Origin of the sequence: Mycobacterium conspicuum (assembly GCF_010730195.1) — a bacterium.
Taxonomy (GTDB): Bacteria; Actinomycetota; Actinomycetes; order Mycobacteriales; family Mycobacteriaceae; genus Mycobacterium; species Mycobacterium conspicuum.
Genome location: NZ_AP022613.1, coordinates 1,945,565 through 1,960,287, shown reverse-complemented (window position 1 = coordinate 1,960,287; position 14,723 = coordinate 1,945,565). Strand labels below are relative to the sequence as shown.

Here is a 14,723-nt window from a genome sequence, read left to right as displayed (position 1 = left end):
CGCCGCCTTCAGTCGATCGGGGACCACGGCACGGTCCGCACCAGACGCGAGGTCCAGGTGTCGCGTAGTTGAAGGGCCTCATACATCCACTGGCCTGGTTCGAATGCGCTGCGTGGGATGTCCATCATCAACAGGTCCGCGCCGGCCTTGGCGGTGCCGATGTGGGTGATCATCAGGTTTTCCGGGACGGTGCCGCCGCCGGCGATGGTTTCCAAGCCGGCCCAGTTTCGGATGACCATGCCCTCGACTTCGATGGTCTTCATGTAGAAGTCACCCATGGCGGTCTCGTAGCGACGCTGCATGCCCGGGCACGGCGGCACGGTGTCGTGGATATACATCTCACTGCGCCCTCGATCCACTGGCGTGGTGGGCATCGCGGCAAGATCGATAGCTAGCGGGCTAAAGTTCAGTGGCTTCATTAATCGGGTTGTCACCTTCACCCGGATGTCGTCGAGCGCTGCGTAGTCGTCGTGTAGGTCCCCGCTCCGCACCCGCGTCATGAGCCCTTCGAGTGCGGTTGCACCGGCGACTGCGGTGAGCGTGATCAGCTCCGGATAGCCGATCGCGCCCGGCATCGACCGCACGCACCACACCAGGCGGGCACCGTCTTCGCGGGCCACCGCTGGATACCAGCGGTCACACAGCAACCTTTCGAAGGCTTCACCGGTGTCGCCGTGGACAGAATGGATCTCGTGCACAAACAGCACTGAATCCTGCCCTGATCGTGTCATGCTGAAGCCCAGACAAGTTTTGGTAGAATCGATTTCAGCTCAACGTAGGCGTCGATTCCCTCACTACCACCTTCACGACCGATGCCGCTGTCCTTGAAGCCGCCACCCGGCGCGACGAAGTCAAGCAAATATTGGTTGATGCCCAGAGAGCCGGTGCGCAGCCGGCGGGCGATGTCCATGCCCTGCTCGACATCGCTCGTCCACACAGAACCCGCGAGCCCGTAGCGTGACTCGTTGGCAATGCGCACCGCGTCATCGACGTCATCGAACGCGATCACCACCAACACGGGTCCGAAAATCTCGTCCTGGGCGATTGACATTCGGTTGTCGACCTCGGCGAACACGGTTGGTTGCACATACCATCCGCGGTCGAGGCCTTTGGGCATTCCGGCGCCGCCAACGACCAGCCGCGCGCCGTCCTCCTGGCCCATGGCTATGTACTTTTCGACGCGTTCCTGCTGCCGCCTCGCTACCAGAGGCCCGATCTCAGTTTGCGGGTCGCTGGGATCACCTACTTTCAAAGAGGCGACTAGTTCGGCGAGTGCATCCACGACTGTGTCGTAGTTGGATCGCGAAGCGAGGATGCGGGTTTGGGCCACACACGTCTGGCCGCTGTTCATAAACGATACGAGCTTGAGGCCGTCGATAGTGGCCGAAAGGTCGGCGTCATCGAGCACAATCGCGGCCGACTTACCGCCCAGTTCGAGGTTGACCCGCTTGAGCCCCTGTCCACAAAGCGCGGCAACACGTCGGCCAGCCTCGGTGGAACCCGTGAAGGACACTTTATCGACGTCAGGATGCCCTACGAGATGTTCACCGAGGTCGCGCCCACCTGGGACGATGTTAACTACGCCTTTGGGTAGCCCGATTTCGCCGATGATCTCCGCGAGAAGCAACGCGTCGATAGGCGTCTCGGGTGCCGGCTTGAGCACAACGGTGCAGCCGGCCAACAACGCAGGCACCGTTTTCGCCAATGCCGCCAGCTGCGGGATGTTCCACGGCACGATCGCCGCCACGACGCCGACAGGCTCGCGTCGCACCAGAGTGTCACCCATCAGTCCGCTGCGCGTCTCTTCCCACGGATGGCGTTGCGCCAGATCGACATAGGAGTTGATCAGCATGACGGCGGCATAGGCCTGACCGGCCTGGCTGAATTGGATCGGTGACCCCATTTCCTCGGTCATCAACGTCGCCATCTCGGCGACGTGGGGTTCGTAGGCCCGGGCGAGTGCGGCGAGGTATTCGACGCGGCGGGCGGGCGTCAGCCGGGGCCATTCGCCTTCGTCGAACGCCGCCCGGGCGGCAGCCACGGCACGGTTCACGTCGGATGCGGTCGACTCAGGAGCGTGGGCCACAAGCTGCTCTGTGTGCGGCGAGACCACGTCGAGGGTGGTCGTGCCGGCCGAAGGCACCCAGTCCCCCCCGATGAACAGTCGGTCGTAGCTGCGCACGTACTTGCCTCCCTCAACCCTGAGCAGGCTAGAGTATTGCAGACATTCTACATTTTAGGGAAGGGATGCTGGCGAATTCAGGCGGTATTGGTTGCGACGCCCGCGTTTGACCAGATCTCCTCGAGCGGTTGGTGGTACATCACCGCTCGTGCGCGGGTTCAACGGCGTTCTAAGGCAAGGAAAAAGGAGCTGCAGCGTGAGTTCAACAAGCTTGACCGATGTGTACTACGACCCCTACGACGCCGCAATCAACGCCGACCCCTACCCGGTCTTTCGGCGCCTGCGCGAGGAGACCCCTCTCTACTACAACGAGAAGCACGACTTCTACGCCGTCAGCCGTTTTGCGGATGTCGAACACGGGTTGACCGACAAAGACTCCTTCAGCTCGGCACGGGGCAGCGTGCTCGAGATGATCAAAGCCAACTTCCCGATGCCCTCGGGTGTCTTCATCTTCGAAGATCCGCCGCTGCACACCATCCACCGACGCTTGATGAACGGCGTCTTCACGCCCAAGAAGATGGCTGGCATCGAACCACAGGTACGCAGCTACTGCGCACGCACGCTCGACCGCTTCGTGGGCAGCGGCGGCTTCGACTTCGTGCGTGACCTAGGCGCCGAGCTTCCGATGCGAGTTATCGGCATGCTGCTCGGCTTCCCCGAAACCGAGCAACAGCGGGTACGTGACTACGTCGACGCCAACATGCGCACTGAGGCGGGCCAACCGATGGCAGCCGCCGGGGGCACCCTCCGGGGCGACTTCTTCGGGGACTACCTGGACTGGCGCGCACAGAATCCCTCTGATGACTTGATGACCGACTTGCTCACCGTCGAGTTCACCGATGAGGACGGCACACATCGGCGGCTGGAGCGCGCCGAGATCCTCACCTACGTCAACATTTTGGCCGGCGCCGGCAACGAGACGACCACCAAGCTGATCGGCTGGACCGGCAAGACCTTGGCCGACAACCCAGATCAGCGTCGTGAACTCGTCGAGGACCCCACGCTGATCCCGCACGCCATCGAGGAGGTGCTGCGGTTTCAACCACCGGGTCCACACGTTGCTCGGTATGTTGTGCGTGACAGTCAATTTCAGGGTAAGACCGTGCCAGCCGGTAGTGCGCTGCTGTGCTTGGTAGGTTCAGCCAACCGCGATGACCGCCGCCACCCCAATGGTGACGTCTTCGATATCCACCGCACGAACACCGCGCACCTGACGTTCGGGTTCGGTACCCACTTCTGCCTCGGCGCCGCGCTTGCGCGCCTAGAGGGCCGTGTCGCCCTAGAGGAGGTCCTCAAGCGGTTCCCCGAATGGGAAGTTGACTTGTCTCGCGCCCAATTAGGGTCGACGTCGACGGTGCGCGGCTGGCAGAGTCTCCCGGTCGCCACCAGTTAGCCATCGTGCACACGCAATCGCTGCCCACGGCAGGGGATTTCGGCGGGCAATGCCTTATCGGCGAGTGTGGGTTCGATGCCGAGCTGCTCTTGCCCAGCAGCACCTACCACGGACTGCAGAAGTTCGGTTCGTTCATCTTTGGATCCTGGCGTGATGGCGACGGAAACCTGCGCCGAGCGATCCGTGCGGTGTTCGCCGAGTCCTCGCCGGTGCGGCATCTATTTGTCGCTGCCCCGGGCGGTCAACTCCAATCCGTTGAACATGCCGAGCATCAGCTGTGGTCGGGCACCACGGCGGTACAGCAAGCGCGCTCCTCGGTGTTGTTCCGTAGCATCGGCGCTGGTCCCGGCGAAGCGTTCACCTTCGAACACCAAGCGGAGGCATGCCACTGGATGGACGCCGAGCTGCTCGACGTGGCCGGCCGGCTCGTTGGCCCTGCCGTGCAGTGGTTCAACACCTGGGCCGGCGGGGCATGCCTTGCGGTGACCGCCAAGTATCGGACCAGCGGAACATTTCTGGGCGCACCGGTACAGGGATTCGTCGGACACGAGATCCATTACTTCCCAACGGGTGCCAACTGGATTGCCAGCCCTTACGGACAAGGCCGCGAATTCTGCTGGCAGCACGTCGCCAACGAATACGATGACGGCACCCTCGTGCAGGCCAGCTTCGCCTACGGTGCTGACGGATGGGGATTCGCAATGCTGCACGATGAGGCCGGCACCTTCCACGCCGCCACAGATGTGCGGGCGACAGCAACCGTGCGCCCCAACGGGTTTCCCGAAACCGTGAATTACCACTTTCTCAACCAGTCGTGGACCTGGCGTATCGATCCGCAAGGAGAACGACCGGTACTGATGCCAGGCGTACCGATCGGCGCCGACGGGACGTGCCAACGTGACGATGACCAGAGGATGGTGCGCTACAGCCTCGGCAACAGCGACTGGTGGACCGACGGGCGCGCCCAACCGATTATCAGCGGGTAGACCCGGCCGCCCGCCGATGTGCCGCTAAGCGGGCTGCTCCGGCCTGCGGCGCTCGAACGCCGACACTAAAAGGCGCAGGCATTCAGCCTGCATTGCGTCGTGGGCCGCGACGGCACCGGCACCGTCGCGATCACGAATCGCCTCGATCACCGCAAGCGCGCCGACCCTGCTGACCTCTAGGGCTTCCGGCACGACCTCAAAGATTGAGTCGACGGCCATCGTGCGGACGCGACGCAACGTCCAAGCGACCGCCGGCGCGCTGGCCGCCTCGAAGATCACATCCAAATACGCCTCGCACAAATTCCACACCGCCGCCGCATCGTTCGTGGCGCCCAGCTGCACTGCGATGTCACCCAGTTGAGTGTCGAGTTCGGGTGTTAGCCGGTCGGCGGCCCGGCGCGCCACTAGACCGAATATCAAATTCCACACCTCGGCGTTATCGCCGATTGAGGACTCGATGGGCAACACCCGCCCGCCGCGGTGCATCTCCATGCGCACCCAACCCTCTTGCTCCAGAATCACCAGCGCCTCTCGGACCGGGACCCGACTCACCCCGAGTTCCGCCCCGATCTCTTCTTGGGTGAGCCGCTCGCCTGGTCCCATCTCGCCGGAGATGATCTGGCGCCGAAGATGATCGGCAACCAGCTCGCCACTGCTGCGACGCTCCAGGCGCCTTGCTGGCTGGCTCATCGACTCCTCTCCTTCACCACTCTCGCTCCTTCGTTCGGCGCCATCGCGAATCGCAGATTGTTTGCACATTATGCGCGCTGCACAGTCACCCTCCTTGCGGACGCGTCGCCCTAAGTGCAAAACTGCATCCACACAGGATCGCAGACAATCTGCATTTCCGGTAAGGGGTTCGGAGTGGACTTGCCACGGAGCTTGGGGCACGGACTGTGCCAGGGCCGGCGACGACCGCGAGAAGACTTCGCGCCGGGGGCACGCCAATGAGCGAATCCGACGAGCTGGTGGTGGCGAATCCACTCGACGACGACCCAGATCAACGCTGCGCTGCCTACCGGGCGATGCGCGCGCAGGGAGAAGTCGTGCCGTTTCCCGGGTTGGATGGGATTTTGGCGGCGGTCTCCTACGAGTCCGTCGCGAGCGGACTGAGTTCCGTCGACGACTTCGGCGGCAGCGCGGGTCAGGAGCAACTTCCCGAAGAGGACAAGCACATCGCGGCCATCAGCGAGCCGCGCCATGGGAAGGTCCGCAAGATCATCAACTCGGTGGTCGCTTTCCACAAGAGTCAACGGATCGAGCCCTACCTCGGCGAGCTGTGTGAGGACCTGGTCAACACCATGCTGACCGAAGCGCGAAGTGCTGGTCCCCAGGGGGTCGACCTCGTCGAGCATCTCGCGCGGCCCATTCCTCCGGCGGCGATCACGCGACTCCTGGGCTTCCCCGAAACGGATGCCGCGCTGTTCCTCGATTGGATACGCGAAAGCGGCGAGCGGTTTCAGGAAGCGGCAGCCTCGGGGCGAAGCATCGCCATCGCCGACAGCAATCCGCAAATGCGTGATCATGTCGACGCCCGCATCGCCGAGCGCCTCGCCATGCCGGTCGATCAGTGGCCTAAGGACGCACTGAGCCGGTTTCTGTCGACTGAGGTCGACGGTGAGCGGCTGGATCCGCGCAGCATCCGAGCACAGATCATGTTCATCATCGGTGCCGGCACCGATACGACGCGTAACGCGATCGGCAATCTTTTCTACCGCCTTGGTCGTGACCCGCAAAGCTATGCAGCGTTGCGGTCTGATCCCTCAGTGGTGGAGGCCGCGGTTGAAGAAGCGCTGCGCATCGACGCTCCGGCGCAGTTCATGGTGCGGACCTGTCGGCGCCCCACCGAGCTAGGCGATCGGCATATCGAACCGGGCCAGACCGTCTTCATGTGTATCGGTGCCGGCAATCATGACGAATCGATGCACCGCGAGCCCGATGTATTTGCTGTAGGCCGCGGTTCACGCGATCACTTGTCGTTCGGGTCGGGTCGCCACATCTGTCCCGGAGCAGGGTTGGCCCGCATGGAGATTCGCATCGCATTGCGCACGTTCCTCAACCGGGTCGTCAGATTCCACCTGGCCGATCCGGTATTTCATCCGATGCCGGTCGCGATGTTGTTGGGCCCTCAGACATTGCGCATCATCATCGACGAGGAAGCCCCTGCGTTGCCGCCTCAGTGAACGAAAAGGCCTCAGACTCAACCCTTTCAAGGAGGACACCACCGATGGCAGAGCTGCCGACCACCTCCGAGGTGCTCGACTACATCGACGAGCTGAAGAATTGGGGCCGGTGGGGCCCCGACGATCAGCGCGGCACCCTGAATCTGATAAAGCCTGAGCATCGGGTTGCGGCGGCACGCCTAGTGACCGAGGGCCGGACGGTGTCGTGCGCTCGTGATCTGGTCACCGCCTACGGGCATCCGGACAACTGCGCGCAGATGTATTACGTCGCCAGCGGCGAGGGCGTGCAGAAGGCTGATCCTTCGATACCACCGACTGCGCTCGGCTACGGCGATCTCGGATCCGCGGTCGAATTCGTCGGCCTGGTGTACCACGGCATCAACGTCACCCACATCGACGCCCTGGCGCACCTGTTTTGGAAGGGAAGGATCTACAACGACCGACCGGCGGGCATGGTGACCTCCGAACACGGCGCGCTGTGGGCATCGGTCACCGAGATGAGCGACGGCATCGTGAGCCGCGGTGTGTTGCTTGACATTCCCCGCATCGAAGGCGTTGATGCGCTCGAAGGAGGCCGTGCAGTCACCCCCGCCGACCTGGAGGCCGCCGCGAAGGCCCAGGGCGTGCAGATCGGGCCCGGCGACATCGTGCTGCTGCGCACCGGCCGCTGGCATCAAGGAAGCAGCGCCACCGGCTCCTCCACCGAATACGCTGATGCCCACGATCACGCCCGCTGGGGCCAAATGGCGGGATGGCATCAGGCCTGCTTGCCGTGGCTCAAACAACGCGACGTGGCCGTGATCGGCAGCGACGGCCCCCAGGAGACCATCCCACCGATCTACCCCGAGGCCCTAGGCGCCACCGTGCACGTCTATGCCCTCAATTCGATGGGCATGCCGCTCATTGACAACTGCGACCTCGAGCGGCTCGGCGAGGTGTGCGCAGAGCTAGGACGCTGGGAATTCCAGCTCATGATCAGCCCGCTACGCGTCGTCGGGGGCTCGGGATCACCGATCAATCCCGTGGCGGTGTTCTGATGGCGCTGCCGGATTCGGCCGTGCAGTGGGTCGAGCAACGATGCGGCGGCCGGGTCGTCGATGTCGAGCAGCAGGTTCGGTGGCGACCCCACCACTTCTTGAAGATCGAACGACCCGAGGGCACGATCGAGGTGCTGGTGCGCTCAGAGCGACAAGGGCTCGCTGCGGGCTCCACATTCCAACAGCATTTCGACATCGCTCACGAAGCACGCGTGCTCAAAGCGCTACAGGGCCAGGGCATCAAAGTTCCCGAGTTTCTCGGCTTCAACGACGAGCACCGATTCATCCTCATGGAGCGCGTCGAGGGCACCAATGAACTCAAGGACGCGCCCGACGATGAAACCCGCGAACGGGTAATGACCGAATACATCGAGCAGCTCGCCGCCCTGCATCGCCTCGATGTCGATTCCATGACCCTGTCCGGCTTGAAAATCCCTGTCACGCCAGAAGAAAGGGCGTTCGGCGGCAAATTCGGATACGTCGAGCAAGACTTTGCCGGGTGGAAGCAATACCTGAAACCCGAACCCCTACTGGAGCTGGGGATCTGGTGGCTGCACGCCAACGTCCCGCCCGGTGATCGGTACGTCAGCTTCGTGCAGGGCGATACCGGCCCCGGCCAATTCATGTTCGCCGACGGGCATCTCACCGCGCTGATCGACTGGGAACTGTCCCACATCGGTGACCCGATGCTCGACCTCGGCGTGATCAGGATGCGCAACATGCTCTATCCGACCGGGCCGCTGCGAAAACCGATCGCCCACTATGAGGAGATCAGCGGACGCCCGATCGACTGGCAGGCGCTCGGCTTCTACACCGTGGTGTCGATGCTGCTCACGCCCATCGGGCTTTCGACAATCATGCAGCGGCCGTCCGCCCACATCGAACCCGTCTTCCCCGGCTTCGGGTGGAACGCCACGCTGCGTCGCGGTTTGACCGACGCCCTCGCTGAAGCCATCGGCCTCGACGTCGAGCCGCCGGAACTGCCGGAGGCGCCCGCCTCAGAATGGCCGCAGCTGATTGACTACCTGGTGGAGTACCTCGAGGTCAAGTGCGCACCCATCGAGACCGACGAGGCCGGCCGATTCGAGATCTCCGCGGCTACCTCGATCGCCCTCTCGGTGCAACTCGAATCACGCGTCGGCGCAGCGCTTCTCGACGCCGACCTGAGCGACATGGCCAAGGTTCTCGGCCGTCGTCCCGATGACCGGGATGACGGGTACGCGAAGCTTGCCGAGCTCGTGGCTGCAGGGCCAGCTGAGCGGCTCGAGGAACTGGTGTGGCTGTTTGCGCGTACCGAACGTCGCCGCGAATACCTACACAAGCCAATGATGATCGCGCAGGACTCCGGCGACTTCGAACGACTCGCACCCCGGAAGGCAGACCGATGACAACAGATGCATCCGTTGAAGGCAACGCGGATCCTTTCGAACTTCCGGACACGCTGCAGCTCGGGCCTCCTGTCGATCCGTATCCCTACGTCGCCGAGGCCAGGCGGCGCAACAGCGTGCAGCGCCAATGGCCGCTCCCCTTGAGTACCGCGCTCGGGCCTGAGGGCATGGCCGGGGAAGAGGCCGACATCAACGCCGTCAATGTGCTGGGCTATGAGGAAGTTTCGGCGGTCTTCCGCGACCATGAAACCTACTCGTCCGCTCTCATCGGCGAGGCCATCGGCCCGCTGCTGGCCCATACCATCGTCGCGATGGATGAGCCCGAACACCGCGTACATCGTGCGCTGGTCGCTCCCGCTTTTCGACCCAGACGCGTCGTCCATTGGGAAGACGAACTCGTTCGCCCGGTCGCCCACGAACTCATCGACTCGTTCGTCGCAGCCGGCCAGGTCGATTTGGTGCGGCGCTTCACTTTTGCGCTCCCGGTGCGCGTCATCACCCGCATCTTCGGAGTCCCGCGCGAAGACGTGAAGAAATTCCAGCGCTGGTCCATCGAGATGATCAGCATCCCGCTGAACTGGGACCGGGGCATGGCAGCGTTTCATGCGTTGCGCGACTACTTCGCGCACCTCGTCGGGCAGCGTCGCCGCGACCCGCAGGACGACCTGATCACCGAACTCGTCGAGGCTGAGGTCGACGGGCACAAGCTCAGCGACGAAGAGATCTTTGCGTTCCTGAGGCTGCTGCTGCCCGCCGGCGTCGAGACCACCTACCGGTCACTGGGCAACCTGCTCTTTGCGCTGCTGACTCACCCCGACCAACTCGATGAGGTCAGGGCCAATCCGGTACTGATCCCGGCCGCGGTCGAGGAGGGCCTGCGCTGGGAGGCACCGATTTTCCATACCGGCCGGATCAGCACCCGGCCCAGCCGGCTGGGTGGCGTGGACATTCCCGCGGGGGCGCTCGTGAACCTGTTCGTTGGGTCGGCCAACCGCGACGAGCGGATCTTCCCCGATCCCGACACCTTCGACGTGCACCGAGACTCCAACGCTCAGATCGCGTTTGCCGTCGGGGCGCACGCCTGTCTCGGCAATCACCTTGCCCGCATGGAAAATCGGGTCGCACTGCAAACGATCCTTGAGCGCTTGCCCGACCTGCGGCTTGATCCCAGCGCGCCGACACCGCAGATCGTGGGAATGCCATTGCGTTCACCGGACACACTTCCAGTGCTATTCAGTTCAGCGAGTTAACTTTTCGCGCCTGAGTCGCTCCCCCAGCCGCGCTCTGGCTCATATATTGAGGTACACGTTCTTGTAGGACAGAAATTCCTCAAGGCCCAATCGGCTTCCCTGTCTGCCATAACCGCTGTTTTTGATGCCCCCGAAAGGAGACGCCGGCGACACCGGGCCCGGGCCGGTGCTGTTTATGTGCACTGTGCCGGCCTTCAGCGAGTCGATTAACCGCCGCGCCCGATTCATATCCGTGGTTTGGGCATAGGCCGCCAGGCCATAGTCAGTGCCGTTGGCCAGCGCCACCGCCTCGTCCTCGTCGTCAAAGGGCATCACGCACAGTACCGGCCCGAAGATCTCGTTCTGCGCGATCACCGACTCGTTGTGGACGTCGATCACCATCGTGGGTTCCACGAAGAACCCGTCGGCCAGCTCGCCACCCATCCGGTGCCCGCCCATCAGTACGGCTCCGGCCACCGACGCCTCGGCCTCCGCGATCATACCGACGATCCGATTGGCTGCCGCCTCACTCATCACCGGACCCATCATCACCCCCGGATCAAACGGCCGTCCCACCACCACCTTGCTCACGATGTCAGCCACCCCATCGATGACCCGCTCGTAGACGGAGCGCTCCACCAGCAACCGCGTCGGCATCGAACAGCCTTGCCCGGCATTGAAAGTAAACCGTGCAGACATGGGGATGACCGCGTCGATGTCGGCGTCAGCGAAGACGATGTTGGCCGACTTGCCCCCGAGCTCGAGAACCATCGGCTTGAGGGATGTCGCACAGGCCGCCTGCAGTTTGCGTGCGGTGGCGGTGCCACCGGTGAAGCTGATTTTGTCGACACCGGGGTGGGTCACCAACGCGTTGCCGACCTCGGGGCCCCCGTGGATCACGTTGACCACCCCCGGCGGCAGCCCCGCCTCGCGGCACAGCCGCGCGAAGGTGACCGTGGTGAACGGAGCGACCTCGGGCGTCTTGATCACCAAACAGCAGCCGGCCGCCAGGGCCGGAGCACCGGCCATGCCACAAAAGCCGATCGGTCCATTCGATGCCACGAACAGACCGACCACACCGACAGGTTCGGGCACGGTGAAATCGACACCCGGGAACGGAAAGGCATTAATCCGCTCCCCGGTGATCTTGTCCGCCCACCCGGCGTAATAGCGAAACCACGATGCCGGATACCAGCCCCCTTGCTCGAAAAAGGGCTGCCCACCTTCCAGTGAGCAGATCGTCCCGATTTCGCGGCCGTGCTCTTCGAGCAGCGCCGCCACCCGGATCAGGGCCTCCCGGCGGGCATCCGGCGACCATCTGCGCCACTGCTCAAACGCGATGCGGGCCGCAGCAACCGCTTCGTCGACCTCCTCGGCGGAGGCGACGGGGAACGTTTTGTTGATCTTGCCGGTCGCCGGGTTGATGTGGTCCAGTACTCCACCGCGGGCTTCGGTCACCCGGCGATCGCCCAGAATCAACGCGGCATCCAAGACCTCTTTGCGCTCGTTGTTCACCAGACCTCCAGCCCAAGTCCCCGCCACCGGACTAACATTCGTCGACGAGCCACTTGACGAAGCGGTGCAGCGCGAAAAACCCGTCATGCGGATAGCCGGGGGCGACGTTGAGCACCTGGCCCAACGGCACGAGGCGTTGCATCCCATGTGCGGCAAGCGAGTCGCGCAGTTCGGCGCCGCGCGCCGGCGGGAAAATGCCGACGGTCTGGGTGGCAACGTTGACATACTGCAAGGCGTCATGCAGGGAACTGACCTGTACCACGTTGACCGTCTTGGCCGAGGGATGAAAACCCACCGGATCCTCCGACAGGATCACCAGACCGGTTCCGTCGGTGGCGCCAAACACGTCATAAGCCGGCGACATCGACCGCAATACCTCAACCTCGGCGCGCGCGTCGGCGGGAAGCAGCGTGGGCACCACCGCATCTGCCAGGTCGCGCTCCACGCCGAGCTCGGACACTAACAGCTCACACCAGCGCACGAGGTCGTCACGGTCACCTTCGGCATACACGAATCGGCTAGCTGCGCACACCTCCTGGTTGAAAAGGCTGGCATCATAAGCCGCGGCGGCCGCAGACGTGCGCATCGCCTCCTCAGAGGCCAGCGCTTCGCGCCCCAGCAGCGAGATCGACACCTTGGGATCAAACGACACTAAATCGAAGCCCGGGGCAACGTATTGCAACGCGGAGCGGATCGCCGCATCCCCGCCCCAGGCCACCAGCCGGTCAAAATATTGGGCTCGGAACAGCGCACTTTCGACCTCGGGATCCCCGCCGCGCCAGTACACGCAGGAAAAGGACTGCGTTACCGGGTGATTGGGGCCGACCTCTGCCATCGTCCGCAGCAGCGCCGTACCCGTGAACAAGTCATTGGACGGCAACTTCAGCAGGTGCACACCCTTGGTCAGGGCGCCGCGCACGATCGAGGCGGCCGTCACGCCGGGCGCGTTGCCGGCCATGATGTGCACCAGCCGGGGCGGAAAGGCCCGGATGCGGCGTACCTGGCCGGTGAGGTCGGGGACCTCCTTCCACCCATCGAGCACGTCACGGCCGACTTCGTGGTCGACTTGGAACCACAGCTTGTCGGGGTCAAACGCCTGCCGCAGACCACGATAGCCCTGGGCGAGGATGCGGGGCCCCAGCGCACTGAAGGCCGCGCTGGCCTCCAGCGCATGCTGTAAGTGCGGATTGGTCTCCAGGTCCATCCGTTCGCCGACGGCCGCCAGGAAATCGATGATCTCGGCCAGCGGAACATCAAATGCTGGTCCGGGCTGCGTGCGCGGCCAGACCAGCTCGTCCAATTCCAGTGCGGGCGTGGTGAAGCCATCGTGCTCGACCGCGGCGCTCGCGCGGGGATCGCGCAGCTCGCCCCGGATGAAATGCGGTACCGCCGTTGGTGCACTCGTCGTCACCTAGACCTCTTCCCTGACTCGAAGACCATCGATCACACCTGCCCCTAATGGCTGGCCACGTGATCGCTCGGACGCACCGCGCATACCAGCTTCCGCAGCCGCTTCTCATCACTATGCAGAATGTCTGCATAATTTGTTACGGTACTCGCACCGGCTTCCAGCGGGCAAGCCGGTCGCGGCGAAAGGTGAGAAGCGCACGATGAAGTGCCAAGCAGCGGTTCTTCGGGGAGTGGGCAAGGACTGGGAGGTCTGCGAAATCGAGCTCGATGAGCCTCGTCGCGGGGAGGTTCTCGTGCGCATGGTCGCTGCCAGCGTCTGCCACACCGACGATCACTTCGCCACCGGCGACGCGGTGCCAGCGCCGGAGATGATCGAGGTGATGCGAGCGGCCGGCATGGAAACCCCAGATTGGTTCCCGTTAATCGGAGGGCACGAAGGCGCCGGAATTGTCGAACAAGTCGGGCCCGACGTCCGCGGCCTCAAACCCGGCGATCACGTGGGAATGTCGTTCATCCCCGCCTGTGGAAAATGCCGGTGGTGCGTCAGCGGCCAAAGCTACGTTTGTGACGTCGGAGCCAATCTTTTCTCCAAGCAGATGATCACCGACGGGACGGTGCGCCGCCATCTCGGTCAAGAAGACCTCATGGCCACCACCCAACTCGGCACGTTCGCCGAGTATCTCGTAGCATCCGAGGACTCGTTAATTAAGGTCGACGACTCGATCCCCTTCCACGCTGTGTCACTCGTATCCTGCGGCGTGACCACCGGCTGGGGGTCGGCGACCGTGTCAGCCGGAACCCAACCCGGCGACACGGTCGTGGTGATCGGGCTTGGCGGCGTCGGGATGAACGCACTGCAGGGCGCCCACGCCGCGGGCGCAAAATACATCGTCGGGGTGGACCCCGTTGACTTCAAACGGGATTCAGCCAAGCTCTTCGGCGCGACGCACACCGCGCGCTGGGCGCATGAGGCCATCGAACTGGTACGCGAACTCACCGCCGGTGTGATGGCCGACCGGGTCGTCCTGACCGCCGGCGTCGTTCACGCGGACCTCATCCCGGTGGCGATGATGCTGACCCGCAAAGCGGGCACCTGCGTGTTGACCGGGATGACACCCCTAAGCGAAATGTCGGTGCCGCTCATACTCGTCGACATGGCGCATTCGGCCAAGCAGCTCAAAGGCACCATCTTCGGCGAGATGAACCCCCGCGCCAGCATGCCCATGCTGCTGTCGATGTATCAGGCCGGCGCCCTCAAGCTCGACGAACTGGTGACCCGCCGTTATCGCCTCGAACAGATCAATGAGGCCATCGACGACCTGCGCGAAGGCCGAAACATCCGCGGCCTCATCGACTTTCCGTCCCCTTAGCCGCACAGGCCGAACTATTGCAGCCCGGCC

Annotated in this window: 12 protein-coding genes; 7 read left to right on the top strand and 5 right to left on the bottom strand. The window is 63.7% G+C overall.

Annotation, left to right across the window (positions count from 1 at the left end):
* Nucleotides 1–8: 8 nt before the first annotated feature.
* Nucleotides 9–707: a hypothetical protein gene (locus G6N66_RS09505; protein WP_085231648.1), complete on the bottom strand. Its 699-nt coding sequence runs from the start codon at nt 705–707 to the stop codon at nt 9–11.
* A 20-nt stretch (nt 708–727) separates the two neighbouring features.
* On the bottom strand, nt 728–2,182 hold the full coding sequence (locus G6N66_RS09500; protein ID WP_085231649.1) for an aldehyde dehydrogenase: 1,455 nt from the start codon (nt 2,180–2,182) through the stop codon (nt 728–730).
* A 196-nt stretch (nt 2,183–2,378) separates the two neighbouring features.
* On the opposite strand from G6N66_RS09500, the gene G6N66_RS09495 reads away from it, so the two are divergent.
* Nucleotides 2,379–3,575, top strand: coding sequence for a cytochrome P450 (locus tag G6N66_RS09495; protein ID WP_085231650.1), 1,197 nt, complete (start codon nt 2,379–2,381; stop codon nt 3,573–3,575).
* 5 nt (nt 3,576–3,580) lie between these two features.
* Nucleotides 3,581–4,561, top strand: coding sequence for a hypothetical protein (locus tag G6N66_RS09490; protein WP_085231651.1), 981 nt, complete (start codon nt 3,581–3,583; stop codon nt 4,559–4,561).
* 24 nt (nt 4,562–4,585) lie between these two features.
* Here the strand turns inward: G6N66_RS09490 and G6N66_RS09485 are convergent, their stop codons facing one another.
* A complete protein-coding gene (locus tag G6N66_RS09485; protein ID WP_163645804.1) occupies nt 4,586–5,251 on the bottom strand; it encodes a GntR family transcriptional regulator in 666 nt (221 codons plus the stop codon).
* A 257-nt stretch (nt 5,252–5,508) separates the two neighbouring features.
* On the opposite strand from G6N66_RS09485, the gene G6N66_RS09480 reads away from it, so the two are divergent.
* The 4 genes from G6N66_RS09480 to G6N66_RS09465 are packed head-to-tail and all read left to right on the top strand — an operon-like array spanning nt 5,509 to nt 10,419.
* A complete protein-coding gene (locus G6N66_RS09480) occupies nt 5,509–6,744 on the top strand; it encodes a cytochrome P450 (protein WP_085231653.1) in 1,236 nt (411 codons plus the stop codon).
* A 44-nt stretch (nt 6,745–6,788) separates the two neighbouring features.
* Entirely contained in the window at nt 6,789–7,781 is a 993-nt protein-coding gene (locus G6N66_RS09475; RefSeq protein ID WP_085231654.1) for a cyclase family protein, read from the top strand.
* On the top strand, nt 7,781–9,169 hold the full coding sequence (locus G6N66_RS09470) for a phosphotransferase family protein (protein WP_085231655.1): 1,389 nt from the start codon (nt 7,781–7,783) through the stop codon (nt 9,167–9,169). The genes G6N66_RS09475 and G6N66_RS09470 overlap by 1 nt, the downstream gene beginning before the upstream one ends.
* On the top strand, nt 9,166–10,419 hold the full coding sequence (locus G6N66_RS09465) for a cytochrome P450 (RefSeq protein ID WP_085231656.1): 1,254 nt from the start codon (nt 9,166–9,168) through the stop codon (nt 10,417–10,419). The genes G6N66_RS09470 and G6N66_RS09465 overlap by 4 nt, the downstream gene beginning before the upstream one ends.
* 39 nt (nt 10,420–10,458) lie before the next feature.
* On the opposite strand, the gene G6N66_RS09460 is transcribed toward G6N66_RS09465, so the two are convergent.
* Nucleotides 10,459–11,913 carry an aldehyde dehydrogenase family protein gene (locus G6N66_RS09460; RefSeq protein ID WP_232079258.1) on the bottom strand — a complete coding sequence of 485 codons (1,455 nt, stop codon included), beginning with the start codon at nt 11,911–11,913 and terminating at the stop codon, nt 10,459–10,461.
* A 31-nt stretch (nt 11,914–11,944) separates the two neighbouring features.
* Entirely contained in the window at nt 11,945–13,213 is a 1,269-nt protein-coding gene (locus G6N66_RS09455) for an acyl-CoA reductase (protein ID WP_232079257.1), read from the bottom strand.
* 310 nt (nt 13,214–13,523) lie between these two features.
* Here G6N66_RS09455 and G6N66_RS09450 point away from each other — a divergent pair, with 310 nt between their 5' ends.
* Entirely contained in the window at nt 13,524–14,693 is a 1,170-nt protein-coding gene (locus G6N66_RS09450; protein WP_085231659.1) for an NDMA-dependent alcohol dehydrogenase, read from the top strand.
* Nucleotides 14,694–14,723: the final 30 nt, after the last annotated feature.

Excerpts from the sequence above, each read along its gene's own strand:
- G6N66_RS09485 (WP_163645804.1), bottom strand. The coding sequence starts at position 5,251 with ATGAGCCAGCCAGCAAGGCGCCTGGAGCGTCGCAGCAGTGGCGAGCTG.
- G6N66_RS09480 (WP_085231653.1), top strand. The coding sequence starts at position 5,509 with ATGAGCGAATCCGACGAGCTGGTGGTGGCGAATCCACTCGACGACGAC.
- G6N66_RS09475 (WP_085231654.1), top strand. The coding sequence starts at position 6,789 with ATGGCAGAGCTGCCGACCACCTCCGAGGTGCTCGACTACATCGACGAG.
- G6N66_RS09470 (WP_085231655.1), top strand. The coding sequence starts at position 7,781 with ATGGCGCTGCCGGATTCGGCCGTGCAGTGGGTCGAGCAACGATGCGGC.
- G6N66_RS09465 (WP_085231656.1), top strand. The coding sequence starts at position 9,166 with ATGACAACAGATGCATCCGTTGAAGGCAACGCGGATCCTTTCGAACTT.
- G6N66_RS09450 (WP_085231659.1), top strand. The coding sequence starts at position 13,524 with ATGAAGTGCCAAGCAGCGGTTCTTCGGGGAGTGGGCAAGGACTGGGAG.